20 protein-coding genes are annotated in these 25,637 nt (G+C 70.4%); 11 read left to right on the plus strand and 9 right to left on the minus strand.

What is annotated here, in order from left to right:
- Positions 1–28 precede the first annotated feature (28 nt).
- Complete coding sequence (locus WCE39_RS13155) at positions 29–1,072, minus strand: hypothetical protein (RefSeq protein ID WP_343277136.1); 1,044 nt, start codon at positions 1,070–1,072, stop codon at positions 29–31.
- Positions 1,073–1,231: 159 nt separating this feature from the next.
- On the opposite strand from WCE39_RS13155, the gene WCE39_RS13160 reads away from it, so the two are divergent.
- Positions 1,232–2,764, plus strand: coding sequence for an alpha/beta hydrolase family protein (locus WCE39_RS13160; RefSeq protein WP_343277137.1), 1,533 nt, complete (start codon positions 1,232–1,234; stop codon positions 2,762–2,764).
- A gap of 96 nt (positions 2,765–2,860) precedes the next feature.
- On the plus strand, positions 2,861–3,514 hold the full coding sequence (locus tag WCE39_RS13165; protein WP_343277138.1) for an ankyrin repeat domain-containing protein: 654 nt from the start codon (positions 2,861–2,863) through the stop codon (positions 3,512–3,514).
- Between the two features lie 88 nt (positions 3,515–3,602).
- Here the strand turns inward: WCE39_RS13165 and WCE39_RS13170 are convergent, their stop codons facing one another.
- A complete protein-coding gene (locus tag WCE39_RS13170) occupies positions 3,603–4,241 on the minus strand; it encodes a tetratricopeptide repeat protein (protein ID WP_343277139.1) in 639 nt (212 codons plus the stop codon).
- A 222-nt stretch (positions 4,242–4,463) separates the two neighbouring features.
- Here WCE39_RS13170 and WCE39_RS13175 point away from each other — a divergent pair, with 222 nt between their 5' ends.
- The gene (locus WCE39_RS13175; protein WP_343277140.1) at positions 4,464–8,282 is read left to right on the plus strand and encodes an indolepyruvate ferredoxin oxidoreductase family protein; all 3,819 of its coding nucleotides are present in this window, start codon (positions 4,464–4,466) and stop codon (positions 8,280–8,282) included.
- A gap of 87 nt (positions 8,283–8,369) precedes the next feature.
- On the opposite strand, the gene WCE39_RS13180 is transcribed toward WCE39_RS13175, so the two are convergent.
- Both WCE39_RS13180 and WCE39_RS13185 read right to left on the minus strand, forming a co-directional pair.
- On the minus strand, positions 8,370–8,606 hold the full coding sequence (locus tag WCE39_RS13180; RefSeq protein WP_343277141.1) for a hypothetical protein: 237 nt from the start codon (positions 8,604–8,606) through the stop codon (positions 8,370–8,372).
- A 164-nt stretch (positions 8,607–8,770) separates the two neighbouring features.
- Entirely contained in the window at positions 8,771–9,397 is a 627-nt protein-coding gene (locus tag WCE39_RS13185; protein ID WP_343277142.1) for a DUF938 domain-containing protein, read from the minus strand.
- 121 nt (positions 9,398–9,518) lie between these two features.
- On the opposite strand from WCE39_RS13185, the gene WCE39_RS13190 reads away from it, so the two are divergent.
- Entirely contained in the window at positions 9,519–10,964 is a 1,446-nt protein-coding gene (locus tag WCE39_RS13190) for an Hsp70 family protein (protein ID WP_343277143.1), read from the plus strand.
- Between the two features lie 61 nt (positions 10,965–11,025).
- Here the strand turns inward: WCE39_RS13190 and WCE39_RS13195 are convergent, their stop codons facing one another.
- Both WCE39_RS13195 and WCE39_RS13200 read right to left on the minus strand, forming a co-directional pair.
- On the minus strand, positions 11,026–12,759 hold the full coding sequence (locus WCE39_RS13195) for a M28 family metallopeptidase (RefSeq protein ID WP_343277144.1): 1,734 nt from the start codon (positions 12,757–12,759) through the stop codon (positions 11,026–11,028).
- Between the two features lie 73 nt (positions 12,760–12,832).
- The gene (locus WCE39_RS13200; protein WP_449284049.1) at positions 12,833–14,098 is read right to left on the minus strand and encodes a lytic murein transglycosylase; all 1,266 of its coding nucleotides are present in this window, start codon (positions 14,096–14,098) and stop codon (positions 12,833–12,835) included.
- 194 nt (positions 14,099–14,292) lie between these two features.
- Between WCE39_RS13200 and WCE39_RS13205 the strand changes: the two genes are divergently transcribed.
- The 5 genes from WCE39_RS13205 to WCE39_RS13225 all read left to right on the plus strand — a co-directional run bounded on the left by WCE39_RS13205 (position 14,293) and on the right by WCE39_RS13225 (position 16,603).
- Positions 14,293–14,778, plus strand: coding sequence for an MgtC/SapB family protein (locus tag WCE39_RS13205; protein ID WP_343277146.1), 486 nt, complete (start codon positions 14,293–14,295; stop codon positions 14,776–14,778).
- A gap of 109 nt (positions 14,779–14,887) precedes the next feature.
- Complete coding sequence (locus tag WCE39_RS13210) at positions 14,888–15,232, plus strand: I78 family peptidase inhibitor (protein WP_343277147.1); 345 nt, start codon at positions 14,888–14,890, stop codon at positions 15,230–15,232.
- Positions 15,233–15,236: 4 nt separating this feature from the next.
- Complete coding sequence (locus tag WCE39_RS13215) at positions 15,237–15,749, plus strand: ribonuclease domain-containing protein (RefSeq protein ID WP_343277148.1); 513 nt, start codon at positions 15,237–15,239, stop codon at positions 15,747–15,749.
- Positions 15,746–16,162 carry a barstar family protein gene (locus WCE39_RS13220; RefSeq protein ID WP_343277149.1) on the plus strand — a complete coding sequence of 139 codons (417 nt, stop codon included), beginning with the start codon at positions 15,746–15,748 and terminating at the stop codon, positions 16,160–16,162. Before WCE39_RS13215 ends, WCE39_RS13220 begins: the two co-directional genes overlap by 4 nt.
- A gap of 105 nt (positions 16,163–16,267) precedes the next feature.
- Positions 16,268–16,603, plus strand: coding sequence for a hypothetical protein (locus tag WCE39_RS13225; RefSeq protein ID WP_343277150.1), 336 nt, complete (start codon positions 16,268–16,270; stop codon positions 16,601–16,603).
- Positions 16,604–16,613: 10 nt separating this feature from the next.
- On the opposite strand, the gene WCE39_RS13230 is transcribed toward WCE39_RS13225, so the two are convergent.
- The gene (locus WCE39_RS13230; protein WP_343277151.1) at positions 16,614–16,853 is read right to left on the minus strand and encodes a hypothetical protein; all 240 of its coding nucleotides are present in this window, start codon (positions 16,851–16,853) and stop codon (positions 16,614–16,616) included.
- Between the two features lie 113 nt (positions 16,854–16,966).
- Complete coding sequence (folE, locus tag WCE39_RS13235; RefSeq protein WP_343277152.1) at positions 16,967–17,566, minus strand: GTP cyclohydrolase I FolE; 600 nt, start codon at positions 17,564–17,566, stop codon at positions 16,967–16,969.
- A 170-nt stretch (positions 17,567–17,736) separates the two neighbouring features.
- On the opposite strand from folE, the gene WCE39_RS13240 reads away from it, so the two are divergent.
- Positions 17,737–19,632 (plus strand): DUF885 domain-containing protein, encoded by a 1,896-nt coding sequence (locus tag WCE39_RS13240; protein ID WP_343277153.1) that lies wholly within the window; start codon positions 17,737–17,739, stop codon positions 19,630–19,632.
- Between the two features lie 259 nt (positions 19,633–19,891).
- Here WCE39_RS13240 and WCE39_RS13245 read toward each other — a convergent pair whose 3' ends face one another.
- Positions 19,892–23,347, minus strand: a complete 3,456-nt coding sequence (locus tag WCE39_RS13245) for an amidohydrolase family protein (protein ID WP_343277154.1) — start codon at positions 23,345–23,347, stop codon at positions 19,892–19,894.
- A gap of 236 nt (positions 23,348–23,583) precedes the next feature.
- Here WCE39_RS13245 and htpG point away from each other — a divergent pair, with 236 nt between their 5' ends.
- Entirely contained in the window at positions 23,584–25,548 is a 1,965-nt protein-coding gene (gene htpG, locus WCE39_RS13250) for a molecular chaperone HtpG (RefSeq protein WP_343277155.1), read from the plus strand.
- The last annotated feature ends 89 nt before the right edge of the window (positions 25,549–25,637 follow it).

Raw genomic sequence — 25,637 nt, forward strand, 5'->3', positions numbered from 1 at the left:
GTTACGGCCACGGGCCCGGCGACCGCAGTCAGCGTCGCGGCTGCTGCCATGGCGCACGCCAGCCTGCCGGTGGCTCCTGCGCAAGACGGGCCTCGGCCAGGGTGCGTCTGACCAGCGCGTCTTCGGTATCGATCGAGGGATCGGCGAGCAGGCGTGCCAGCAGGTCGGGGTCGCCGCTACCGGCCTCGTCCCGCCCTGCGAGCGCCGCCAGCTGCTCCTGTCGCCAGTCCACGCCGCGGCGGCGCGCGTCCAGCGGTGCGCGCTCGGCCACGCTGCGGGTCAGCGCGCGCGCCATCGACAGGCCGATCCGTTCGTCGAGCACCGTCTGCGGACGCGCCAGCAGCAGGCCCGCCATGTGGCGGCACGCGTCCACACGACCCGCCGCGCGCAGCTGGCGCCCCGTGCAGGCGCCCAGCACCTCGCGATAGTCCGGCAGCAGCAGGCTGTGCAGCGATGACGCCCAGACCGCGGCATGCGCCGCCGGCGACGGCTGCGTGCCCTCGCCGAACGCCGCCCATTCGGCGCGCGACGGCGGATGCCTGGCCAGCGTGGCGGCGACCCAGCGCAGCATCGGATAGGGATCGGGCGCATTGCGCGTGGCCTGTGCGGCGGCCGACAGCACCGCTTCCGGCGCAAGCCCCTGGTGCAGCAGCGGTGCCAGGTTCCCGGGCGAGAGCGCCTGCCAGCGGCGTGCGGCGGCATATGAGGCGTCCTGCTCACCGGCCACGGCGCCCGCGGCCAGCAACAGTTGCTGGGTAATGGTGTCGCCAGCGCCCTTCGCCTCGGCGCCCGAGCGCCAGCGCTGCGCGTCCACGCTGGCGGCGGCGGGGCTGCCTTCGTCGTACGGCTGCGCCATCGCTTCCAGCAGGGTGGCCAGCGCCAGATCGCGGGCCCCGTCCGAGCGCCCCACGGCCTTCGCCACGCGCAGGCCATAGGCCTGCCAGGCCTCGGCGCGCTGCTGCGCACGCTGCAGCTCGGCGTCCGTAGGCGCGGGCTCCGAAGGCATCTGCGCGAGTGCGGGCGAAGCAAGCACCGGCAGCAGCAGGAGGGGCAACAGGAAGCGGATGCGCATGTGCGACTCCTTCAGCGTGATCGATCGGCGCAGCATATCCGCGCCCGGGTGAATGCGATCCGGTGAGCGCGCTCGGAGGCTCGACCTAGGGTGCGCCCCCGATTGAACGCCGCTGCGACCGGCGGTCCACTGAACGCAGACTTCCGCCGGACCGCCGTCATGCAGCCGATGCGCCTGGACAACGATTCCGCCTCCGCGGCCCATCTGCACAACCTCCGGCAGGCGCCGCCGCCCGCGGCGGCCGCCGCGAACGCCCCGGCGGTCCAGCCGCTGCAGGGCCGCCACGAACCGGCATACCACCCCCAGATCTCCGCGCTGGCGCCAACCGCGGCGCCGCAGTGCGCACCGGGCGGCGTCGGGCCCGGCGAGCTGTCTGCGGTGGCCGGCGGCCAGCAGGCGCAGGAATTCGACGTGGTGCTGTCGCGATTGGCCACGGCGGTCTACGAGGGGCGCCCCGCAGCGCCGGCGGGCTGGAGCGCGGTCACCGACGCCGACCTCGCCGCCGCGGGCATCGACGACCCCGCCGCGTGGCGCGCGCAGTATCTCGACGGCGGCGACCAGCTGGTCGCGCAGCACTTCAGGGCCGAGATCTACCGGGACTGCAACGGCAACTTCGTGCTCGCCTACCGCGGCACCGACGGCAGCGGCGCCGACTGGATGAACAACTTCCGCCAGGGCGCGGGTTTTACCACCAGCGACCAGATCGACAAGTTCAGCGGCCTGGCCACGCGCACCGCGGTCGAGTTCGAGCGCCGCTTCGGCACCATGGACGCGGACGGCAACGCCACCAACCTGGCCATCACCGGGCATTCGCAGGGCGGCGGCCTGGCCTCGGTGGCCTCGCTGGCCTCCGGCGTGCCGGCGGTCACCTTCGACGCCTCGGGCATCCATCCCAATACCCTTGACCGCATGGGCATCGACCCGCAGGCAGCGCGCGACATGGCCGAAGGCGGCATGATCCGCCGCTACTCGCTGGGCGACGACCTCCTGACCAACTTCCAGGAGGACAGCCCGTTCGCGCTCGCCGCCCCCGATGCGCTGGGCACGCAGGTCGTGGTCAAGGCAGAAGGCGTGCAGGACCTGACCCTGGTACCGCGCGGCCTGGCACTCGAGACCGGCCTGCCGACACCGGTCGCCATCGGCCTGGGCGCCGGCCTGGAAGCGTTGGACCGCCTGAACGTCCCGGTGCTGGGCGATGTCGCCAGCCTGGTGCGCGGCGCGGTCAGCCACAGCCCGGAACTGCTCACCGAAGCGATGATCCAGCAGCAGCCCTGGGAGCCCGGCTACCGGAATCCGCCACAGGGAACCAGCGGAACCCTGGCCGACATGGTCCCGGATGCGCTGCAGGACGACTTCGCGCGCAACACCCACGACCTCGCCGGCGACATCATCGACGTGGTGGAGACCGACTTCGCCAGCGGCAACGGCGTGCAGGGCGGCTTCAGCATCGCCGGCGACGTCGCCGAGGGCGTCTTCAACTCCACCGGCGACACCCTGCGCCACGGCGCCGAGTCGCTGGCCCGGCGCATCGACGACCGCTACGACGGCCCCGTCAGCGACGTTGCCGTGGACGTGGTCGCGGGCGGTGGCCGCGCGGTCGAGGCCGTGGTCGACTTCGGCGGCAACGTGGTCGAGAAGGCCGCGGACCTGCTCGGCGGTGCGGCACAGACCGTGCGCAACTGGTTCCGCTGACCGCACGCCGCTATGGCACCATCCCCGGGGATGCGCACCAGTGCCCTGATCCTCCTCCTGGCGGCAAGCGCGGCCGCATGCAGCGGACCGCCGACCATGGACCATCCTTTTACCGACCCGCAGCTCGCCCCACTCGCCGACGCGGCGCTGCGCGGCGACGCCGATACGCTGTGCGCCGGCCTGGCCGGCGTAAACCCGGACACCCCGGGCAAGGATGGCACCAGCCTGCTGCAGCTGGCCGTGGCTGCCGGACAACCTGCAACCGTCGCGGCGCTGCTGGACGCGGGCGCCGATCCCAATCGGCAATCGCCCGGAGGCGGCGGCCCGATGCACGCCGCCGCATTCGGCGACGACCCCACCCTGCTGCGCGCGCTGCTCGACCACGGCGGCAATCCCGACCTGCGCAACAGTGTCACGGGTGAAACTCCGCTGGTGCGCGCCATCCTCGGCCGCGGCGATGCCCAGGTGAAGATGCTGCTCGACGCCGGTGCCGATCCCGGCGCCGCCGATGGCAACGGCGCCACGCCGCTGCACGCGGCCGGCTCGATCAACGCCGGCGCAGTGGTGATGCTGCTGCTTGAATCGGGCGCGCCCGCGCACGCCACCAACTCCGCCGGCGACACGTTCCAGCCGTACTACTTCCAGCTCAGCGAGTCACTGCTCACTGCGCGCGCGCGCGGCGAGCGCCAGGCGGTCATCGACTGGCTGCGCGCACACGACGTGCCGCTCGAGGCCGGCGTCGGCGAGTAGCCGCGCCGGCGGCTCCGGACGCAAAGGCCCGGGTTCGGTCCGCCGGATCCGGTCCGCGGCAACCAGGCCCGGCGTCAGTCCGGCCGGATCAGGGCCAGCTTGGCGGCGCCACGCGCCAGGCCGCGGCCACCTCGGCCAGCAGCGCGCGATCGGTGGCGGTCCAGTCCGGCAGCAGGCGCGCCAGGTCCGGCGACTGCCACAGCCGCGGTTCGGTGCGAACGGCCGCGGCGTACCAGCGCACGGCCTCGTCGTGGCGACCGGCCTGCCACAGGCCCAGGGCAAGGGTCGGTGGCAGCCAGGACGGCCCCTTGAGCCGCTCGGCGCCGGCAATGCGCCACTGCTCCAGCGCGGCGGCGAAATTGCCGTCGCGATACAGATCCCAGCCGTGGTTCCAATGCATCGCGTCGCGCTGGCGGGCGCCTTCGGCGCGCTGCAGGGCCTCGGCGTAGAGCGCAGCGCCGGTGTCGGCACGACCGGTGGCATAGGAAATGCGTGCCAGCTGCGCGGTGGCCAGGGCCGCGTCGCGGCGACCGCGGTCACGCACCTGGAGCAGGCGCGGGACGACGTCCTCGCCGTCCACGGCCGGATACAGCTCCAGCCGGCGGGTCACGTCGGCGTCGGTCTCGAAATAGAATTCCCTGGGCCTGGGGAGGTCCTGCGCCCAAAGGCCGAGCGGCAGGACGACAAGCACGAGAGCGCCGATCAGGCGCGTGGCAAAGCGGTTCATGGCGTCACTTGGGTTGGCGGAGCCCCTGTACTCCGGGGCGCATGGTACCGGCTGCGCCGCGTGGATTCAGCCTCCCCCGCCGCGCCGGCGCCCCCGCGGGCGCTCGCCGACCGCGCCCGCTGCTAGAATCCGCGCCGCTTCCGCGCTTCCGCGCCCTCGCGCAGCCGTGCGACGGCCGGCGCGCCCCTCCGCCAGCGTCCACGCACGCCACAGGGCCCTGCCATGACCAGCACCGCCGAACTCTCCTCGCCCGCGTCCGCCCGCACCGGCCTGACCCGAGGCGTGACCGACCACGACTACACGCTGGAGGACAAGTACGCCCGCACGCAGGGGCGCATCTACCTGTCCGGCGTGCAGGCACTGGTGCGGCTGCCGATGATGCAGCGCCTGCGCGACCAGGCCGCGGGGCTGGACACGGGTGGCTTCGTGTCCGGCTACCGCGGCTCGCCGCTGGGCGGCTTCGACCTGGAGCTGTGGCGCGCGCGCAAGCACCTGGAAGGCGCGAACGTGCACTTCAAGCCGGGCCTCAACGAGGACCTCGGCGCGACCATGGTCTGGGGCACGCAGCAGACCAACCTGTTCCCCGGCGCGACCGTCGATGGCGTCTTTGGCATGTGGTACGGCAAGGGCCCGGGCCTGGACCGCTCCGGCGACGTGTTCAAACATGCCAATGCCGCCGGCACCTCGCAGCATGGCGGCGTGCTGGCGCTGGCCGCCGACGACCACGCCTGCCGCTCATCGACCCTGCCGCACGGCTCGGAAGGCGAGTTCACCAGTGCGCTGATGCCGATCCTGAATCCCGCCGGCGTCCAGGACATCCTCGACATGGGCCTGCTGGGCTGGGCGATGAGCCGCTACACCGGGCGCTGGATCGGCTTCAAGACGATCGCCGAGACGGTCGAATCGTCGGCGTCGGTCGACGTCGATCCGTTCGCGATCGAGATCGTGACCCCGGACGATTTCGACATGCCGCCCGGTGGCCTCGGCATCCGCTGGCCCGATCCGCCGATGGACCAGGAGATGCGCCTGCACCGCTACGCGGTCAAGGCGGCGCAGGCCTTCGCGCGCGCCAACCGCATCGACCGCGTGGTGATCGATTCGCCGGCCGCGCGGCTCGGCATCGTGACCACCGGCAAGAGCTACCTCGACGTGCTGCAGGCGCTGGAGTACCTGGGCCTGGACGCGCAGGCCTGCGCCGCGCTCGGCATCCGCGTCTACAAGGTCGGCATGACCTGGCCGCTGGAGCCGGTGGGCATCCGCGCGTTCGCGCGCGGGCTCGAGGACATCCTGGTGGTGGAGGAAAAGCACGCCTTCATCGAGAGCCAGATGAAGGAGCTGTTCTACAACTTCGACTTCGGACTCGACGGCGGCCGCCGGCCGTCGATCGTCGGCAAATACGACGAGGCCGGCGAGTGGATCCTGCCGTCCACCGGCGAGCTGACGCCTGCCACCATCGCCGGCGTGATCGCGCGTCGGCTCCACGGCGGCATTCACCAGCGCGGCATTCCGATGGACGCGCGCGACTCCGCGCACATCACCGACGTGCTGCGCTGGATGGAAGAGAAGGAAGGCGCGCTGGCCCTGCCGCGCGCGCAGTTCCCGCGCGTGCCGCACTACTGCGCCGGCTGCCCGCACAACACCTCGACCCAGGTGCCCGAAGGCTCGCGCGCGATGGCCGGCATCGGCTGCCACTACATGGTCACGTGGATGGACCGCAGCACCGAGACCTTCACCCACATGGGCGGCGAAGGCGTGACCTGGTCGGGGCAGGCACCGTTCACCGAAACGCAGCACGTGTTCCAGAATCTCGGCGACGGCACCTACTTCCACTCCGGCACGCTGGCCATCCGCCAGTCGGTCGCGACCGGTGTCAACATCACCTACAAGATCCTCTACAACGACGCGGTGGCGATGACCGGCGGCCAGCCGGTGGACGGCACGCTGTCGGTGCCGCAGATCGCGCACCAGGTCCGCAGTGAAGGGGTGCAGGCGATCGTCGTCGTGAGCGACGAGATCGAGAAGTGGTCCGATCGCTCGATCTTCCCCGCTGGCGTCGAGTTCCACGACCGCCGCGAGCTCGACGCCGTGCAGAAGCGCCTGCGCGAAGTGAAGGGCGTGAGCATCCTCATCTACGACCAGACCTGCGCCACCGAGAAGCGCCGCCGCCGCAAGCGCGGCAAGATCGCCGACCCCGCCAAGCGCGTGGCCATCAACTCGCTGGTCTGCGAAGGCTGCGGCGACTGCGGCGTGAAGTCGTTCTGCGTCTCGGTGCTGCCCAAGGAAACCGAGTTCGGGCGCAAGCGCGAGATCGACCAGTCGGCCTGCAACAAGGACTTCAGCTGCGTCGAAGGCTTCTGCCCGAGCTTCGTCACCGTGCACGGCGGCACGCCGCGCAAGGGCAAGGCGGCCACCGGGCTGTCGCGCCTGGCGAACCTTCCGGATCCGGTGTTCGCCAGCGACGGCGCGCGGCCCTGGAACATCCTGGTCACCGGCGTCGGCGGAACCGGCGTGGTCACCATCGGCGCCCTGCTCGGCATGGCCGGCCACCTGGAGGGCCGCGGCGCGACCGTGCTCGACCAGACCGGCCTGGCGCAGAAGGGCGGCGCGGTCACCACCCACATCCGCATTGCCGGCGCACCGTCGGACATCCACGCCGTGCGCATCGCCGCCGGCGAGGCCGACCTGGTGCTGGGCTGCGACATGGTGGTGGTCAACGACTACTGGACGCTCTCCAAGCTGCGCGCCGGGCGCTCGCAGGTGGTGATCAACAGCTACGAGGCGATGCCGGGCACGTTCACCACTCGGCCTGACATGCAGTTCCCCGCGACCGACATCATCAGCGCGGTGCGCACGGCGCTTGGGGGCCATGACACGGCCGACGCCGGGGCCACCGCGGCCGCGGCGCGCGCGCTGAACGTGGTCGACGCCACCCAGCTGGCCACGGCGCTTCTCGGCAACGCCATCGCCGCGAACCTCTTCATGCTCGGCTACGCCTGGCAGCGCGGCCTGGTGCCGCTGTCGCTGGACGCGCTGATGCGCGCGGTGGAGCTCAACGGCGCCGCGATCGAGATGAACAAGACCGCTTTCGCCTGGGGTCGCCTGGGCGCGGTCGATATCGAAGCGGTGTATGAGGCCGCCGGCATCGTGCGCAACCCGCGTACCGCCGCCGAAGCCACGCCGACGCTGCTCGACGCGCTGCCGCCGGGCGACTGGGAAGGCAACGAATGGGGCGCGACCAGCGCGCCCAAGCCGCAGCGGCGCGAGGACGAGCTGCGCCACTTGCCGTCAGGGACGGGCGCCGACGACGCTGGAAACGCGAAGGCCGCGGTCGCCGGGAGTTCGGACGGCATCGCGTTCCTGCCGCTGGACGACGCCCGGCTGTCACGCAGCCTCGATGAACTGGTCGCACGCCGCAGTGCCTTCCTCACCGACTACCAGGACGCGAAGTACGCGCGCCGCTACACCGACCTCGTGGCCCGCGTGCGGGCGGCCGAAGAAACCCGCGCGCCCGGCGCCACCGACCTCAGCGAGGCCGTGGCCCGCTATTTCTTCAAGCTCATGGCCTACAAGGACGAATATGAAGTCGCGCGCCTGTACACCAGCGGCGAGTTCAAGCGCCAGCTGGAGCAGCAGTTCGAAGGCGACTACCGGCTCGAGTTCCACCTCGCACCGCCGCTGCTGGCCAGGCGCGACGCCGAGGGCCGGCTTCGCAAGCAGGCCTTCGGCCCGTGGGTGTTCAGCGCGTTCAAGGTGCTGGCGAAGCTCAGGGGCCTGCGCGGCACGCCGCTGGACGTGTTCGGCTACACCGCGGAACGGCGCACCGAGCGCGCACTGATCGACGGCTACGAGCTCACGGTCGGCGGCCTGCTGGACGCGCTGGACTCCGGCAACGTGGCGCTGGCGGCGGAGATCGCATCGATCCCCGAGCACATCCGCGGCTTCGGCCACGTCAAGCACGCGCACCTGGAGAAGGCCAAGGCACGCGAAGCCGACCTGCTGCGCGAGTGGGCCAACCCATTGCGCATCGTGCAGGCGGCCTGACGCTCCGAGCCGACGCCACGCAGCACCGCCCCTGCAGGAACCGCTACCGCTGCTCCTGTGGGCGAGCGGCGGATCGGACTGCCGGCCTCAGCCGCTGCAGCCGCCGCAGCACACCGAGGGCTGCTGCTCGACTTCGGTCGCTTGCACGTCGCCGCCGACCTGGTTGATCAGGGCCGCAAGCTGCGCGGCGTCGATCGCCGCACTCACGCGCAGGCCCTGCGCCGGATCGATGTCGACGACCGCGGCGGGGTCGAACGCGAGCAGCGCGTCCTCGATCACCACCAGCGGCGGCAACGACCGCGACGCGCGGACATGGAATTCCATCGTCGTCTCCTGCTGAACGGCGCCATCGCGCCGATGTCCATGCTGCGCCATCCGGGGCGGCCCCGCGATGATCCAGGTCAACCAACGCGCTCGATCCGCGTGCCCGAAGCGGGCGCACAGCGCTCAGCCCGGCAATTCGATGTGTTCCACTATCCGACTTCGCCCTACCGCGCCCGCGCCCGGCGCGAGAACACCAGGCAGCGGTTGTTGGCGGGCATCGCGACGTCCGCCACGATGTGCAGTCCGACCCGCGCCGCCAGCGTGGCCACGGCCTCGAGATCGCGGATGGCCGAGCGCGGATCGCGCGCTTTCAGCCAGGCGTCGAACTCCCGGTTGCTGTCGCTGGTGTAGCCACCGCCCTGGTTGAACGGGCCGTAGACAACGAGCGTGCCCTCCGCGGCATCGCGCAACACCCCGCCTACGCCGGCGAAGAAGGCCTCGACCTCGGACCAGCCCATGATGTGCAGGGTATTGGACGTGAATACCGCATCGAAGTCGCCCGCCGCGGGCCAGGGGCCATGCGCCACGTCGAGTGCGATCGGCGCCGGCGTGTTGGCCAGCGCGGCTTCGTCGAGCCAGAGGCGGATCCCGGCCAGGTTGTCCGCGAACTCGGAGCACTGCCACTGGAGCCAGGGCATGGCCGCGGCGAAGTGGACCGCGTGCTGCCCGGTACCGCTGCCGATCTCGAGCACGCGGCGATGACCGGCAAGGCGCTCGCGCAGGACCGAGAGGATCGGGTCGCGGTTGCGATCGCAGGACGGCGCGATGGGTTTGCCAGGGTGGTGGTGCATGTCGGCTTCCGGCGGTGGCGCTGGAATCATACAAAGCATGGGAGGCCGCCGTGCCCGCGCTCGGAAAGGCGCGGCCGCACCGGCACAATGGCGGCCGCGACATTCTGGGTAGGCGTTGGACATGCGGATCGGGATTGATTTCGGCACCAGCTATTCGGCCGCGGGCGCCGTGGTGGATGGCCAGGTGCAGCTGGTCCGCTTTGGCGACCAGGAGCAGTTCCGCACCACGGCATTTTTTCCGCAGCGACTGCCGGACCTCCACAAGTTCGAGCTGACCGATGCACTGCAGGGCGACGTGGCGCGCTGGATGGGCAGTGCCAAGAGCGAGCAGACCCGCGAACTGGCGCGCCTGGAAGGCCTGCGGCAGGCGGCCATGGCGCTTCCGCCGCAGCAGCGCGCGGTCGCGCTGGCCCAGGTCCCGACCATGCGCCGGCGCAGCGACGATGAACTCCGCCGCGCGGCGATCGCCGCCGTGCGCCGCAGCTGGGCTGCCGCCGAGGTGCGCGAAGCGATGGAAGCGAAGGCCGATCTCGACGACGCGCTTTACGGCGACGAGGCGGTGGATGCATTCCTGTCCGCCGGCGAGGGGCACTTGGTGGTTTCGCCCAAATCGATGCTCGGCTACAGGCTCGACGCGCATGCGCGCGACGTGCTGCTGGGCATCGCCACACACGTGCTCCGCCACATCCGCACCACCGCCACGGCGCAGCTCGGCGCGGACGTGCGCTCGGCGGTCATGGGCAGGCCGGTGCGCTTCCGCAGCTCGATGCAGGAGGCCGGCGGCGAGCAGGCGCTGGAGATCCTCACCGACGCCGCCTCCGCCGCCGGCTTCGAGTCGATCGAATTCCTTGAAGAGCCGGCCGCGGCCGCCTACGACTACCACCGTCGCAGCCGCGAAGTCCGCCGCACGATGATCCTCGACATCGGCGGCGGCACCACCGACATGGCGCTGGCGCTTGTGGGTGGCGACGCACGGGCGCCGCTCATCAGCGGCGCCTGGGGCGAACCCGTCGGCGGCACCGACGTCGACCTGGAGCTGAGCATGCGCGCGGTCATGCCGCTGTTCGGCAAGAACCTGACCAGCACGCCTGTGCACCGCTACTACGAGGCCTCGCACGTGCAGGACCTGCAGCGGCAGAACAACTTCCGCAGCGCCAGCTTCGACGATGTCGACGCGCCGTGGCGCGAGCGCCTGGTGGCGCTGCAGCAGGCGGGACACACCGTGCGCCTGAACCGCGCCGTCGAGCGGGCGAAGATCGAACTCAGCGGCAGCGAACGCGTGCCGCTGGATCTCGGCTACATCGAGCACGGCCTCGGCTGCGACATCGACCACGCGCATCTCGAGGCCGCCGCCGAACGTCCGTTCCTGATGCAGCTGCGCGCGCTGATGCGGGAAGCCAGCGCCGGCGCGGACGAGGCGCCGGAAGTGGTCTATCTCACCGGCGGCATGTCGCGCTCGCCCTACGTTCCGGCGCTGGTGGCCGAAGTGTTCCCGGGCGTCGAGATCGTGCGCGGCGATGCGTCGCTGGGCGTGGTCACCGGGCTTGCGCGCGCGGCCGCGGCCTGACGGGCCTCAGTACCCGGGCTATGGTCGCACCGGCGCAACGGGCGCGCCGGCATGCTTCCCACTACCGACCACGTGCGGACGCACTCGCTTCACGCGCCTCGCGGAACTCGCTGCCTTCGTCCCAACCGGGCCACCGGGTCGATTCGGCAACGTCGCGCACCAGCCGCAGCACCACTTCGGTGTCCGCGGTCGGCCCACGCATGTCCCAGCTGTCGTCGAACTCGTCATCGGGCTGGTGATAGCGCTTTGCGAAGTAGTCCGCGCGCGCAGCCATGCCGCCTTCCACGCCGCCTTCGATCTGGTCCATGCCGGGACCGATGGTGATCGCCGGCACGCCGGCCTGGGCGAAGGCGAAGTGGTCGGCGCGGTAGAAGAAGCCGGCTTCGAGATCCGGATCCGGCGAATACGTGCGACCCAGCGCTTGGGCCGCGACGACCAGGTCGCGCTCCAGCGAGACCTTGCCCAGGCCCCATGAGGAGATGTCGCGGGTCGGGCCGTCCGGGCTCCACATTTCCAGATTGAGCATCGCGGCGGTGGTGGCCAGCGGGCGCAGCGGATGCGCTGCGTAGTGCGTGGCGCCGAGCAGGCCGCTTTCCTCGGCGGTCAGCGCCAGGAACAGCACGCTGCGCGCGGGGCGCGGGCCTGCGTGCAGCGCGCGCGCGATCTCGATGATCGAGGCCACGGCAGTGGCGTTGTCGACCGCGCCATTCATGATCGCGTCGCCGTTTTCATCGGGCGCGCCAATGCCGAAGCTGTCCCAGTGGCCCGACAGCACCACGGTTTCGTTCGCACGCGAAGCACCCGGCAGCAGGCCGGCGACATTGTGGCTGGTGATGCGCGCGTGCTCGACGTCGAACGCGGCGCTGAACCGGGCGTCGCCAAGCGCCTGTCCTTTGAAGCCTGACTGCTGCGCGGCGTGCTTGGCGGCGTCGAAATCCAGGCCGGCGGCGGCGAACAGCCGTTCCGCGGTGGCGCGCTGGATCCAGCCGCGCACGCGCAGGTGATGGCTGTCGGCATCGCTGCGCACGATGTCGAACTGCGGCGCGGCGCGGCCGTTGCGCACGGTCGCCCAGGGATACGCGGCGGGCTCGGTCTCGTGCACGATCAGCACGCCGGCGGCGCCGCGCTTCGCGGCCTCGATGTACTTGTAGGCCCAGCGCCCGTACCAGGTCATGGCGCGGCCGCCGAACTTTCCCGGCTCGGTTTCGAAATCCGGATCGTTGACCAGCACGACCACGATCTTGCCGCGCACATCCATGCCGGCGTAGTCGTCCCAGCCCAACTCGGGCGCGGTGATGCCGTAGCCGGCGTACACCAGCGGCACGTCGGCCAGGTCCACGCGCGCGGCGGGGTGCAAACTCTCCAGGGCGATGTCCTCGCCGTTGGCCAAGGGCATCGGCGTGCCGGCAACGGTGAAGCCGGTGGTGACCTCGCCGCGGATTTCGCTGCGCTCGAGCGTGACCGCCTGCAGCCAGGTGTCGTCGCCACCGGCGGGTTCGAGGCCGGCGGCTGCGAACTGCTCCGCGATCCAGGCGATGGTCTTCGCTTCGCCCGGAGTATCGGGCGCACGGCCTTCGAATCCGTCGGACGCGAGGATGCGCAGGTGGGCCGCAAGATTGTCGCTGCTGATAGCGGTGCCCGCGGCTGCAGTGTCGCCGAGGGCAACGATGCCGGTCGCGCGGCTACCGGCTGCGGCTACCCCGCCCGGCGCGGCGCGCTCTGCAGGGCTGCTGGAGCAGGCGGCCAGCAGCATCGCCACGAATGCCAATCCCGGTGCACGCGCCATGAGGGTCATCCCGTTTGCGGAGGTTCGCCATTGTGCGCACGAGCCGCGCTCCCGTCGCCCCTGAGTGCGTCGCCACGTGCGGCTACCGCAGGGTCTTCGCTGCGGGAGCCTTTTCAGCTCGCAGCGCCGTCAGGATGCGCAGCCCCGCGCGCCCGTCGGCGGGCGTGAAACCCAGTCGTTCCTGCTCTACGGCTATCGCCCGCCGGGTCAGCGTGCCGACCATGCCGTCCGCCTCGCCGATCGCATGTCCACGCGCGAGCAACAGCTCCTGCAGCTCGCGACGCTCCGCACGCCCGATGCCGGGATCGTCGGTGGGCCATGCGGTGGCGAAACCACCTCCACCGCGCAGCCGGTCAGCGAGGTGCGCAATGGCAAGGGCATAACTCTCCGCGGCGTTGTAGGAATAGATCGCGTCGAAGTTCTTGAACACCAGGAACGCCGGGCCCTTGGCGCCGGCGGGCAGGATCACCGCGGCGCGCGCGTCGGCGGCCACTCCGCCGACTGCGCTTCCATCCACTTGCCTGACGCCCTGCTTCACCCATTCCGACAACGGCTTGCGATTTGTCCTACCCGCCTGCGCGGCGTTGAAGCCTTGCGGCAGCTGCACCTCGTAGCCCCAGGGCTCGCCCGTGCGCCAGCCGGACCGCTTCAGGTAATTGGCCGTGGACCCCAGCGCGTCCGGGATGCTGCCCACCAGGTCACGGCGCCCGTCACCGTCGAAATCCACCGCGATGCGCTGGTAGGTGCTGGGCATGAACTGCGTGTGCCCGAAGGCGCCCGCCCACGAACCGGTGATGCCTGGATCAGCCAGGTCGCCGCTGGCCAGCAGCTGCAGCGTGGCGATCAGCTCACCCTGGAAAAACGGCTGGCGCCGCCCGAAGCAGGACAGCGTGGACAGCGAGACCAGCAGCGGTCGCTTGCCGAAACTCTTGCCGTAGTCGCTCTCCACCCCCCAGACCGCAACCACCGTGGCCTGGTCCACGCCGTACTCCGCCTGCGCGCGCGCAAGCGTCGCTGCCTGCGCGGCGAGCATGGCGCGGCCGTCGTCGATGCGCTGCTGGTCGACCAGCGCGGCCAGATAGTCCCAGATCGGAGTGCTGAACTCCGGCTGCCGGTCGAGCAGCGGCAGCACGCTCATGTCCGGCGCCAGGTTGGAGGTCAGGCGGTCGAAGCTGTCGACAGCCACGCCCTTGCCCGCAGCGGTGCTGCGCAGCTTGGCCATGCAGCCCTTGAACGTGGCGAGCTCGGCAGCCGTTGGCCCGGGTTGAACGGGTGGAGCCGGCAAGGTCTGCGCGGGTAGCTGGGACGCGGGCTGTGTCGTTTGCAGTGGCGCCTGCGTCTGCGCCATCGCGGCGGCGGCTGGCAGGACCAGGATCAGCGTGGCAAGCGGGGCAATCAGGCGCATCCGGAAACTCCGTGTTCGACCCGCGGGATTGTAGGCACCCTCTGCGACCGCACGCGTCACGCGCGATGAACAGGCGACTTCACGGCCGGCAGACCGCCGCTGCGATGTCATGGCGTTCCGGACGACAGGGAAACGCGATGGACGTACTGCAGAGCACCGAGCTTTGGATCTTGGCCCGGGTTGCCGCGGCGATGGCGCTTGGCGGCGTGCTCGGCATCGAGCGCGAGCTTGGCCGCCACGCCGCCGGTTTGCGCACGCACATGATGATCGCCGGCGCCGCGGCGCTTATCGTCGGACTGGGCGACGTGGTCGCCGAGCACTTCACCCAGGAGCAGTATCGCGACCTGCTGCGCATCGACCCCGGTCGCCTGATCGAGTCGGTGGTGGCCGCAGTCGGCTTCGTCGGTGCCGGCGCCATCCTGCGCGCACGCGGCGACCAGCAGGTGCGTGGACTGACCACCGCCAGCTCGCTGCTGATGGCGGCCGCGATCGGCATCGCCGCCGGCCTCGGCAACTACCTGCTGGCGCTGGGTGCGTCGCTGCTGTGCGTGCTCGTGCTGGCGGTGTTCCGGCGGATCGAGTCACGGCTCGGGACCAACGAGCCGAAGGTCGACCGCTCATGACACTCCCATCCACAGCACGCGCATCAACCGCACGCCTATCAACAGCACACCCAGCAACACCCCCGCCGCGCATGCGGCATGATCCCGCCATGACCTCGAGGAGCCGCACATGTCCCGCTTCCACTCCGCTCGCCATCTTGCCGTGCTGCTGGCGGCGCCGCTGGCCTTCGCCGTCGTCGCCTGTTCGCCCGCGCGCGAGCCCACGCCCGTGAACGGTGCGCCTCCGAAAATCGTCGATGGCGGGCTGGGCGGCAGCTGTGACGCCAAGGCGGCCGAACAGTTCGTCGGCCGGCTGCTGGACGAAGCCGTGGGCGAGCGCGCCAAGGCCGCCGCCGGCGCCCGCGGCGTCCGCGTCATCCGTCCGGGCATGGCGGTGACCGCGGACTACCGCGCCGGACGCCTGAACATCGAGGTCGACGACGACGGTCGGATCACCAAGGTCAGCTGCGGCTAGGCCGATGGCACGCCGCAGCCGGGGGAAACAGGCGTCGCGCCGCTGGACCTGGCTGGTTGCGGCGCTGTTGCTGGTCGGTATGTGGCAGCTGCTGGAACGCAGGGATGGTCCGCTGCTTCCGGCAGATTCCGGCACCGGGCCCGCCGGCACGCCCCACGGCGTCGGGAACACCGGCGCATCCGACATCCCGTTGCCGCTGCCGTCCCGATCCGGCGCCGGGCCCCGGGCTGACCCGGCGCTCGCCTTCCTGCCCGCCGAAGCCCACGCCACCCTGGCCCTGATCGACCGCGGCGGACCGTATCCGCATCGCCAGGACGGCGGCGTGTTCCAGAACCGGGAGCGCCTGCTGCCGCAGCGACCGCACGGCCATTACCGGGAGTACACCGTCGATACCCCGGGCTCGCGCGACCGCGGCGCGCGGCGCATCGTCACCGGCGGCGACCCGCCCATGGAGTGGCACTACACCGCGGATCACTACCGGAGCTTCCGCTCGTTCGAGCGCGGGGACCGGCCATGAACGCAGTGGAGCTTGGCGCGATGCTGGCCGATGCCAGCCAGGCGGCGGCCTACTTCGTCGATATCCACGACCGCGCGGCGCTGGTCGAATCGGCCACCGCGCTGGATTTCGTGGTGCGTGCCGCGGACCTGGAGTTCGCCGACGACAAGCCCGCCCTGCTCAGGGAACTCGCAGCGGCGCTCGACTTCCCGTCGACCTTCGGCGGCAACTGGGACGCACTGGCCGACAGCCTGGGCGACCTGTCCTGGCTGCCGGCACCGGGCTACCTCCTGCTGCTGGACCACTGCGGCGGCCTGCGCGAGGACGCCGGCGACGACTTCGCCACCCTGCTGGACATCCTTGACGACGCCGCCCGCGCCCACGCCCGCGCGGGCGTGCCGTTCTGGGCGCTGCTGCCGGTGTCGGCGCCGTGATCGCCATCCACATGCCGTACACACCGCCTTAGCGAAAAAAGGACATCGCGCATACATCCGCACGCGGACACTGGGCCGCGAGCCCCTGACCGTGGACGACCTGCGATGAAGCGACTCCTCCCGATCACCGGCGCCGCACTGGCGCTCTCACTTGCGGCCTGCAGCGACCCGAGCCAGGCCTACACCCCCGTGGATGACCTGCCTTCGGCACAGACACCGGCCGCCGAGCGCGCGGAGTCAGACGCGCTGCCGGCCGGCGAGGCCATGCCCGCCCCGGCGCCCGTCGTCGACCCGGCGCTTCCGCCGCCGGTGGACCCCAGCCTGCCGCCGGTGGATCCCGCCACGCCGCCGATGGACCCCACCGTGCCGCCGATCGACGAGACCCAGCGGCCTCCGCCGCCGGTCGATTCGCCGATGGCCAGCGAACCGCCGACCGGCTGACCCGCGGCTTTCAGTCGTCTTCGCCCTTGCGGAAGTCGATCGGCTGGCTCGGGCGGTCGCTGCTGATCCGGCCGCCGCTTTCGCGAAGGCAGTCGCGCGAGACCGGCTCGCCCGGGCGGTCGCTGCGACCGGCGCACAGCGGATTGGCGTCGACCGCCGCGTTGGTGTCGAAGTAGTCGGGAGTCGCGGCGCAGGCGCCGAGCAGCAGCACCGCGGCACAGGCGGCAAGGGCGTGGCGCATCGCGCGCATGGAACTCTCCTCAAGCGTGTTGGCAATCCAGCCTGCACGAGGATCCCCGCGGTCCGCAAGACGTTCGCGTCCGCGGCCCGCCGCGGGTGGCGGGCCCTGCGTCGCTCCGCCGATCAGGCCCGTGGATCACCGATGAAGCGGAGGAACTCCGAGCGCGTCCGCGCGTCGTCGCGGAAGCCGCCCAGCATCTTCGAGGTCACCATGCTCACGCCGCGCTTGTGCACGCCGCGGGTGGTCATGCATTCGTGGGTGGCTTCGACCACCACGCCCACGCCGCGCGGCCTGAGCACGTCCTCGATGACCGCGGCGATCTGCGCGGTCATCTTCTCCTGCACCTGGAAGCGGCGCGCATAGGCGTCGACCACGCGCGCGAGCTTGCTGATGCCCACCACCTTGCCGTCGGGCAGGTAGCCGACGTGGGCCCGTCCGATGATCGGCGCCATGTGGTGCTCGCAGTGGCTCTCGAACTCGATGTCGCGCAGCACGATCATCTCGTCGTAGCCGGCGACCTCTTCGAAGGTGCGCTCGAGGTACTCGCGCGGATCGTCGGCATAGCCGCTGAACCAGTCGCCGTAGGCCTTGGCCACCCGCTTGGGCGTGTCCAGCAGGCCTTCGCGCGCCGGGTCGTCGCCGGCCCAGCGCAGCAGGGTGCGGACCGCGGCCTCGGCCTCGTCGCGGCCCACGCCGTTGCGCTGATCGTCCGGATTGGCCATCGCCCTGCTTCCTGTCGCCTGGAAAACCGCCATGGTACCGCGCCGCGGAGACGGGCCAGGACCCACGCCCCGGACCAATGGCCCTGACCCGACACCCGCATCCATGGGAAAGTCGGGCTAAGACCGTGCCCAGGCCGGGTTCCCCCAATCCTCCCTCCGGAGAGCCACAGATGCGTACTGCTTCCGCCCGCTCGCCCCTCGCCATCGCCTTGGCGCTGGTCCTTCCCCTCGGCCTCGCCGCCTGCAACCCCGGCACCGCCGCGACCGCCGACAATCAGGCGACGACGGCCGCCACGAACGCCGCGGCGGCCGATCCCGATGCCGAGACGGCGCGCCTCAACGCCTGGTTCGAGGAGAAATACGAGGAGCAGTTGCAGTTCAGCCCGCTCCAGCTGACCTTCCTCGGCCGCAAGGAGCTCTACGACCGGATCGACGATGTCTCCGAGGCCGGGATCCGCAAGCAGCTGGACTGGATGGAGGCCTCGGTGCAGGAGCTGGAAGCGCAGTTCGACTACGACCGCCTTGCGCCCGAGGCCCAGCTGTCCTGGAACCTGTGGAAGAAGCAGTACGAAAGCGCGCGCGACGGCATGCCCTTCCTGCTCAACGGCTACTCCTTCGACCAGATGAACGGCATGCACAGCATGGCGCCGACCTTCATGATCAATTTCCACAAGGTCGACGACGAGTCCGATTTCCTGGCCTACGTGGCGCGCCTGCGCGCGCTGCCGGCAACCTTCGACATCCTGCTTGAACGCACGCGCGCGTCGGCGGCGCAGGGCATCCGCCCGCCGAAGTTCGCCTGGGAAGGCGTGGCCGACCAGTCGCGAAAGATCATCGCCGGCGCACCTTTCGACGATGGTCCCGACAGCGCGTTCTGGGCCGACGCCCAGGCCAAGGTCGACGCGCTGGCGGAGTCCGGCAAGGTCACTGCCGCGCGTGCCGCCGAGCTCAAGGAAGAGGCGCGCAACGCCCTGGTGGACGACGTGAAGCCGGCCTATGAACGCATCCTCGCGCTCGCAGCCGAAGAGTTGCCGAAGGCGGCCGAGAACCCGACCGGCGTCGGCCAGACCCATCCCAACGGGGCCGCGTACTACGCCTACCAGCTGCGTGAGAACACCTCCACCGACATGAGCGCCGACCAGGTCCACGAGCTCGGCCTGTCCGAGGTCGCGCGCCTGCGCGGCGAACTGGAAGCGGTGCAGAAGGAGATCGGCTTCGAGGGCGACCTGCAGGCCTTCTTCAGGCACGTGCAGTCCGACCCGGCGCGCCTGTATCCGAACACCGACGCAGGCCGCCAGGCCTACATCGACGACGCCACCAAGGCGATCGACAACATCAAGAAGCACCTGCCGCAGTACTTCGGGCTGCTGCCCAAGGCCGACCTGGTGGTAAAGCGCGTCGAGGCCTTCCGCGAGCAGGACGGTGCCGCCCAGCACTACAACCCGGCGTCGCCGGACGGCAAGCGCCCGGGCGTGTACTACGCGCACCTCTCCGACATGAACGCCATGCCGAAGACGGAGCTCGAGGTCATCGCCTACCACGAGGGCCTGCCGGGGCATCACATGCAGATCTCGATCGCGCAGGAGCTGACCGGGGTGCCGACCTTCCGCACCCAGACCTTCGACACCGCCTACAACGAAGGCTGGGGCCTGTACTCGGAGTGGCTGGCCAAGGAGATGCCCGACACCTACCAGGACCCGTACTCGGAGTACGGCCGCCTGATGTCGGAGATGTGGCGCGCGATCCGCCTGGTGGTCGACACCGGCATGCACGCCAAGGGCTGGACCGAGGAACAGGCCGTGGCCTACTTCCGCGAGAACAGCTCGGTGCCGGACGCCGCGATCCGCTCGGAGATCCAGCGCTATCTCGTGTTCCCGGGCCAGGCCACCGCCTACAAGATCGGCATGATCCGCATGCAGGAGCTGCGCCGGAAGGCCGAAGCCGAGCTGGGCGAGCGCTTCGACATCCGCGGCTTCCACGACACCATCCTGGGCGGTGGCGCGATGCCGCTCGACCTGCTGGAGCAGCGCGTGGACCGCTGGATCGCCACCCGGAAGCAGGCCTGACTCCTACCGCCGAGCAGGACTGAAATCACCCCTGCAGGCGCCGCCCTGTGGGAGCGGCCATAGCCGCGATCGGGGATTCCCGCCAGGTCGATCGCGGCTATAGCCGCTCCCACAGGATCCAGAAAAAGGGAGGGCCCGGTTATCCGGGCCCTTTGCATGTCAGGTCACCGCCACGGCGGCTCCCGCCTTTTCTTCCGTCCCATCCGCGCAGATCCGCGGCCGATCCGCGTGGATCCGTGGCAAAGGTTCCCCCGGGCGATCAGTGCACCCCGTGGCACATCGAAGTCGGCCCGAAGGTCTCGCCGAAGGTCTGCCCATGGCCATGGTGCTGCCAGTAGAACGTCGGCGCCGGTACCGCCTGGTTGCCGATCTCGGCCATGTCGGCGGCGACGTCGAACAGGCGGCCATCGACCATCACGTAGCGCGTGTCGGCGGTATGGCGGATGTTCTCCAGCGGATTGCCGTCCAGTACTACCAGGTCCGCGCGCTTGCCGACCTCTAGCGAACCCAGCTTCGATGACATGCCGAGGTAGTCGGCACCATCGATGGTGGCCGCGCGCAGCGCTTCGAAGTTGCTGAAGCCGCCCTGGGTCAGCATCCAGGTCTCCCAGTGCGTGGCCATGCCCTGCAGCTGGCCGTGGCCACCCACCTGCACCTTGACCCCGGCGTCGCGCAGCTTCTTCAAGGACTTCGCCACCTCGATGTGGTGGTAGTCCCAGTCCGGCGCGGTCTCGCGGCGGATCGAACGCGCGTCCAGCGTTTCGCGCGGGAAGAAGCGGTTGAGCTTGGCGTCTTCCCAGACGTTGTCGCGCGCATAGAACCAGTACTCGCCCGACAGCCCGCCATAGCTCACGACGAGCGTCGGCGTGTTGCGCACGTCGGTTTCCTTCCACAGGTTCACCACGTCCGAATACAGCGGCGCGATCGGCAGGTTGTGCTCGATGCCGGTGGCGCCGTCCAGGATCATGGTCATGTTGTGGTGGAAGGTGGAGCCGCCCTCTTCCACCACCAGCATGCCGAGCTCCCGCGCGGCCTGGTTGACCTGCTGGCGCTGCGCGCGGCGCGGCTGGTTGTAGCTCTTCACCGAGAACGCGCCGTGCGCCTGCATGCGGCGCAGGTGGCTGCGGGCATCGTCGAGTGAATCGATCTCGGCCTTGAAGCCGCCATCGGCGCCATAGAGGATGGTGCCGGTGGAGAACATGCGCGGGCCCACCATGCGCCCGGCCTGCAGCAGCTCTGACTGGGAGTAGACGAACTCGCTGGTCGCCGACGGGTCGTGCAGCGTGGTGATGCCGAAGGCGAGGTTGGCGTAGTAGGCCCAGTTCTGCTGCGGCACCACGCCCTGGCCGAAGTTCGAGGCATGCGCATGCACGTCGATGATGCCGGGGATGATGGTCTTGCCGGCCACGTCGACCACGCGCGCGCCTGCGGGCACCTGTACCGAACCCGCCGCACCGATGGCGGTGATGGTGTTGCCATCGACCACGATCGTGCCGCCCTCGATCACTTCCTGCGTGTCCTCGGCATCACGCATGGTCACGATGCGCGCATTGGTGAAGGCCACCACGTCGCGCGGCGCGTACACCGGCGCGTCCAGGCCCACGCTGATCCCGCCGCCCGGCGCAGGCTTCGCGATTTCCGCAGGCGCGCCGGGCAGGAAGTCGAAGGTCTGGTCCAGGCGGCGCGAGTGGTAGCGGTCGCCCACCATCCAGTGCAGCGACTTCGAGTCCGCCGCCCAGTGCAGGTAGCTGCCGACATCGGCACTGATCGCGCGCACGGGCACGGCCTTGGTCTTGCGGTCGAGCGCGATGGTGCGGCCGCTTTCCGGCATCGGCGCGACATAGGCATTGAACAGTTCGGTGAACGCCACCCACTTGCCGTCCGGGCTCACCTGTACCGAGTCGACGTACTTGAGGTCGAACACCGCGCGCGGCTCCTCGCCGTGCAGGCCCACCGACATCAGCTTCTTTTCCATGCCGTTGCCGGCCAGGTACAGCACGCGCGTGCCGTCATGGTTGAACTGCGGCGACTGCCCGGTTTCGGCCACGCGCACCGGCTTGCCGCCGCCCACGGGCACCACGTGGATGCCGCGCTCGCCCGACCACAGGCTGCCGGTCAGGCCACCGCCGCTGCTGCGGCTGTAGACCACGTTCCTGCCATCCGGCGAGAAGCGCGGGTGGTAGTAGAAGCCGGGCTCCTGGGTGAGCTTGCGGCCCTCGGCGGTGCCGCCGGAGCTGCGCACGTGGATCGCGCCCAGGCCCGCGTCGGACCAGGTCGTGTACAGCAGCTGGCGGCCGTCGGCGCTGAAGCTGGGCTGGTATTCGTAGACATCGCGGTTGCCGGTCAGGCGCACCGGCGTGCCGCCCGGCAGCGGCTTGCGCCACAGCTGGCCCAGCGCGTGGAAGACCAGGCTGCCGCCATCGGCCGAGGTGGCCACGTCGCGGATCATGCGCGGGTTGAAGCGGCCTTCGGGCAGGGTCTGCGCGAAGCGCAGCGGCTCGGACACCACCTGCTCCACCTCGGCGGTGAACGGGATCTTCGATGCCGCGCCGCTGGCCATGTCCACGCGCCAGAAGCCGCCCTGCGCCCAGACCACCACCGACTTCGAGTCCGGCGTCCAGTTGAAGCCGCTGTAGGGCCCGAAGATCGCCCAGGCCTCCTGCTGGTCATGGCTCAGGCCGTCCCAGACCGGGCGCACCTCGCCGCTGGCGATATCCATGCGGTGCAGCACGCTGGCGTCGCGCACGCGCTTGACGAAGGCCAGGGTCTTTCCGTCCGGCGACACCTGCGGGCGCACCGCGCCGCCGGGCGAGGCGACCACGGTTTCGGTCTTGCCGGTCTGGCGGTCGAAGCGCTTGATGGCATAGATCACACCGTGCGGATCGCGGTTGTAGTCGAAGGCGCCGCCGGAGCTCACGTCCTGCGAGAAGTAGACGTAGCGGCCGTCGGGCGAAACCGTCGGCTCGCCGATGTCCTGCTGCTCGTTGGCCTTCTCCACCAGCTGGATGCCGCCGCTGGTGCCGGCGGCGTGGTACAGCCAGAGCTCGCCCGCGCCCAGCGAGCGCGTCGAGGTGAAGTGCTTGCGGGCCACGATGTACTGCCCGTCAGGCGTCCACGTGGGGTTGTTGAGCAGGCGGAAGTCCTCTTCGGTGACCTGGCGCGGATCGCTGCCGTCGGCGGCGATGGTCCAGATGTTGTTGCCACCGCTGCGGTCGGAGGTGAAGGCGATGCGGCGGCCGTCCGGCGACCAGCGCGGCTGCACGTCCCAGGCGCGGCCGGTGGTGACGCGGGTGGCGGCGCCGCCGCTGATCGGCATGCGGTAGAGATCGCCGAGCAGCGCGAACACCAGCTGGCGGCCGTCGGGCGAGACGTCGACGTCCATCCAGGTGCCTTCGCCGGTTTCGAAGCGGACGGTCTTCGGCGTGCCCTGGGTGGACTCGACGTTCCATTTGGCCGCTTCCTCGTCGCCCTTGGCGTCCCTGCGCAGGCCGCGGGCGCTGTCCAGCGGTGCGTCGGCCTGGTTGGCGCCGGCGGCGTCAAGCGACTCCTGCTCAAGCTCGACGTTGTCGCTGCGGTCGCTGTCCTGCGTGTCAGCGCGGTCGTCCTGCTGCTGCGAGGGCTCCGGGGCCGGCGGCGCCGGCGGCGGGTCCTGGGCCAGCGCGGGGAAGGTGGCGAGTACGCCGGCGAGAGCGAGGGCAAGGGCGTTGCGTGTCATGCAGCGATATCCGTCTGGGCCAAACCATCCACGATAATCGCCGCGCCCGCGCGGGGCATCGCTCGAAAGTCCCGGTCCGGCCCGGCTTCCTTCGGCGATCAATGCCCCCCCGGACGCTGCGGGATCTGCCGTGCACCCCGCCGAGTCAAGCCCCGCGTTCTCCGCATTGCGCTTGAAATCGGCGCCGCGGCACGCATATCCGCAGCCTGCCTGCCGTTTTGCAAAGGACACGCGTCATGACCACGACCACCGAGACCCGCAAGTTCGAAGCCGAAGTCGCCCAGGTGCTGCACCTGGTCACGCATTCGCTGTACTCGCACAAGGAAATCTTCCTGCGCGAGCTGATCTCCAACGCATCGGACGCCTGCGACAAGCTGCGCTTCGAGTCGATCGCCAACCCGGACCTGCTGGCCGGCCAGCCCGAGCTGCGCATCGACGTCAGCTGGGACAAGGACGCGCGCACGATCACCATCCATGACACCGGTATCGGCATGGACCGCGACGAGGTGGTGGCCAACATCGGCAGCATCGCCAGCTCCGGCACCCGCCGCTTCCTGGAGGCCATGGGCAGCGAGCAAAAAGCGGACGCGCGCCTGATCGGCCAGTTCGGCGTGGGCTTCTACTCCGCCTTCGTGGTCGCCGACCGCGTGACCGTGCTGACCCGCCGCGCCGGCGCCGCGGATGCGACCGGCGTCAAGTGGGAAAGCGACGGCCGCGGCGAGTACACGCTGGACGCCGTGGAGCTGCCCGGGCGCGGCACCACGGTGGTGCTGCACCTGAAGGATGGCGAGGACGAGTTCCTGGATGCCTGGCGCCTGCGCTCGCTGGTGCACAAGTACTCCGACCACGTCGCGTTCCCGATCCGGATGCCGAAGGACGCAGCTGCGGACGCGGACGGCGACAGCCTCGACGATGCAGGCGCAACGACCGACACGACCGACACGACCGACGAAGGCAAGGACGCAGGCAAGGACGACGCTGCGACGCCGGCGACCACATGGGAAACCGTCAATGACGCCTCCGCCCTCTGGACCCGCCCCAAGGCCGGGATCAGCGACGAGGAATACCAGAACTTCTACAAGTCGCTCGGCCACGACTTCAACGACGCCGCCGCCTGGTCGCACAACCGCGTCGAAGGCAGCCAAAGCTTCACGACCCTGCTGTACCTGCCGGCGCAGCCGCCGTTCGACCTGATGATGGGCGGCCGCGACGAGCGCAAGGGCCTGAAGCTCTACATCAAGCGCGTCTTCATCATGGACGCGGCCGAAGAGCTGCTGCCCAACTACCTGCGCTTCGTGCGCGGCGTGGTGGATGCCGACGACCTGCCGCTCAACGTCAGCCGCGAGATCCTGCAGCACAACCGCCAGCTCGAGCGCATCAAGGGCGCCTGCGTGAAGCGCGTGCTCGACATGATCGAGCGCATGTCGCGCGATGAGCCCGAGAAATTCACCGCCTTCCTCAAGGCCTTCGGTAACACGCTGAAAGAAGGCGTCGTGGAAGACGCCAGCAACCGCGAGCGCATCGCCAGGCTGCTGCGCTTCGCGTCCACCAGGGGCGAAGGCGATGCGCGCAGCGTTTCGCTGGACGACTACATCGGCCGCATGCAGGAGGGCCAGGACGCGATCTGGTACGTCACCGCCGACGGCTATCGCGCCGCCGCCGGCAGCCCGCAGCTCGAGGCCTTCCGGGCCCGTGGCATCGAAGTGCTGCTGATGTCCGACCGCATCGACGAATGGATGCTTGGCCACCTGCGTGAGTACGATGGCAAGCCGCTGAAGCACGTCGCCAAGGGCGAACTGCCGCTGGACGAGGCCGGGAAGAAGAAGCTCGAAGACGCCGCCGGCGCTGCCGCACCGCTGCTGGAGCGCATCAAGGCGCTGCTGGGCGAGCGCGTCGAGGCCGTGCGCGTTTCGGCGCGCCTGACCGAGTCGCCGTCCTGCCTTGCCCTGTCGGAGTGGGAGATGGCACCACACCTCGCCCACCTGCTGCGCGAGGCCGGACAGGACGTGCCGGAGCAGAAGCCCACGCTCGAGATCAATCCGCAGCACGCCCTGGTGCGCAAGCTGCAGGGCGAAGTCGACGACGCCCGCGCCACCGACCTCGCCACCCTGCTGCTGGAGCAGGCCGAGCTTGCCGCCGGCGCGCCGCTGCCCGATCCCGCCGGCTTCGTGCAGCGCATGAACCGCCTGCTCGTCGACTGACACGAACAGCTGGCCGCCCACGCCATGGCTGCTCCCCTGCTGGAGCAGCCATGGTTCCGATGCAGACATGGAACAGCAGCTGCTCGCAA

It is taken from the genome of Luteimonas yanweni (assembly GCF_039548475.1).
GTDB lineage: Bacteria > Pseudomonadota > Gammaproteobacteria > Xanthomonadales > Xanthomonadaceae > Luteimonas.

Excerpts from the sequence above, each read along its gene's own strand:
- folE (WP_343277152.1), bottom strand. The coding sequence starts at position 17,566 with ATGGCCAATCCGGACGATCAGCGCAACGGCGTGGGCCGCGACGAGGCC.
- WCE39_RS13195 (WP_343277144.1), bottom strand. The coding sequence starts at position 12,759 with ATGACCCTCATGGCGCGTGCACCGGGATTGGCATTCGTGGCGATGCTG.
- WCE39_RS13230 (WP_343277151.1), bottom strand. The coding sequence starts at position 16,853 with ATGCGCGCGATGCGCCACGCCCTTGCCGCCTGTGCCGCGGTGCTGCTG.
- WCE39_RS13220 (WP_343277149.1), top strand. The coding sequence starts at position 15,746 with ATGAACGCAGTGGAGCTTGGCGCGATGCTGGCCGATGCCAGCCAGGCG.
- WCE39_RS13205 (WP_343277146.1), top strand. The coding sequence starts at position 14,293 with ATGGACGTACTGCAGAGCACCGAGCTTTGGATCTTGGCCCGGGTTGCC.
- WCE39_RS13200 (WP_449284049.1), bottom strand. The coding sequence starts at position 14,098 with ATGGCGCAGACGCAGGCGCCACTGCAAACGACACAGCCCGCGTCCCAG.
- WCE39_RS13185 (WP_343277142.1), bottom strand. The coding sequence starts at position 9,397 with ATGCACCACCACCCTGGCAAACCCATCGCGCCGTCCTGCGATCGCAAC.
- WCE39_RS13175 (WP_343277140.1), top strand. The coding sequence starts at position 4,464 with ATGACCAGCACCGCCGAACTCTCCTCGCCCGCGTCCGCCCGCACCGGC.
- WCE39_RS13160 (WP_343277137.1), top strand. The coding sequence starts at position 1,232 with ATGCAGCCGATGCGCCTGGACAACGATTCCGCCTCCGCGGCCCATCTG.
- WCE39_RS13180 (WP_343277141.1), bottom strand. The coding sequence starts at position 8,606 with ATGGAATTCCATGTCCGCGCGTCGCGGTCGTTGCCGCCGCTGGTGGTG.
- WCE39_RS13155 (WP_343277136.1), bottom strand. The coding sequence starts at position 1,072 with ATGCGCATCCGCTTCCTGTTGCCCCTCCTGCTGCTGCCGGTGCTTGCT.
- WCE39_RS13225 (WP_343277150.1), top strand. The coding sequence starts at position 16,268 with ATGAAGCGACTCCTCCCGATCACCGGCGCCGCACTGGCGCTCTCACTT.
- WCE39_RS13240 (WP_343277153.1), top strand. The coding sequence starts at position 17,737 with ATGCGTACTGCTTCCGCCCGCTCGCCCCTCGCCATCGCCTTGGCGCTG.
- htpG (WP_343277155.1), top strand. The coding sequence starts at position 23,584 with ATGACCACGACCACCGAGACCCGCAAGTTCGAAGCCGAAGTCGCCCAG.
- WCE39_RS13170 (WP_343277139.1), bottom strand. The coding sequence starts at position 4,241 with ATGAACCGCTTTGCCACGCGCCTGATCGGCGCTCTCGTGCTTGTCGTC.
- WCE39_RS13215 (WP_343277148.1), top strand. The coding sequence starts at position 15,237 with ATGGCACGCCGCAGCCGGGGGAAACAGGCGTCGCGCCGCTGGACCTGG.
- WCE39_RS13165 (WP_343277138.1), top strand. The coding sequence starts at position 2,861 with ATGGACCATCCTTTTACCGACCCGCAGCTCGCCCCACTCGCCGACGCG.
- WCE39_RS13210 (WP_343277147.1), top strand. The coding sequence starts at position 14,888 with ATGTCCCGCTTCCACTCCGCTCGCCATCTTGCCGTGCTGCTGGCGGCG.
- WCE39_RS13190 (WP_343277143.1), top strand. The coding sequence starts at position 9,519 with ATGCGGATCGGGATTGATTTCGGCACCAGCTATTCGGCCGCGGGCGCC.
- WCE39_RS13245 (WP_343277154.1), bottom strand. The coding sequence starts at position 23,347 with ATGACACGCAACGCCCTTGCCCTCGCTCTCGCCGGCGTACTCGCCACC.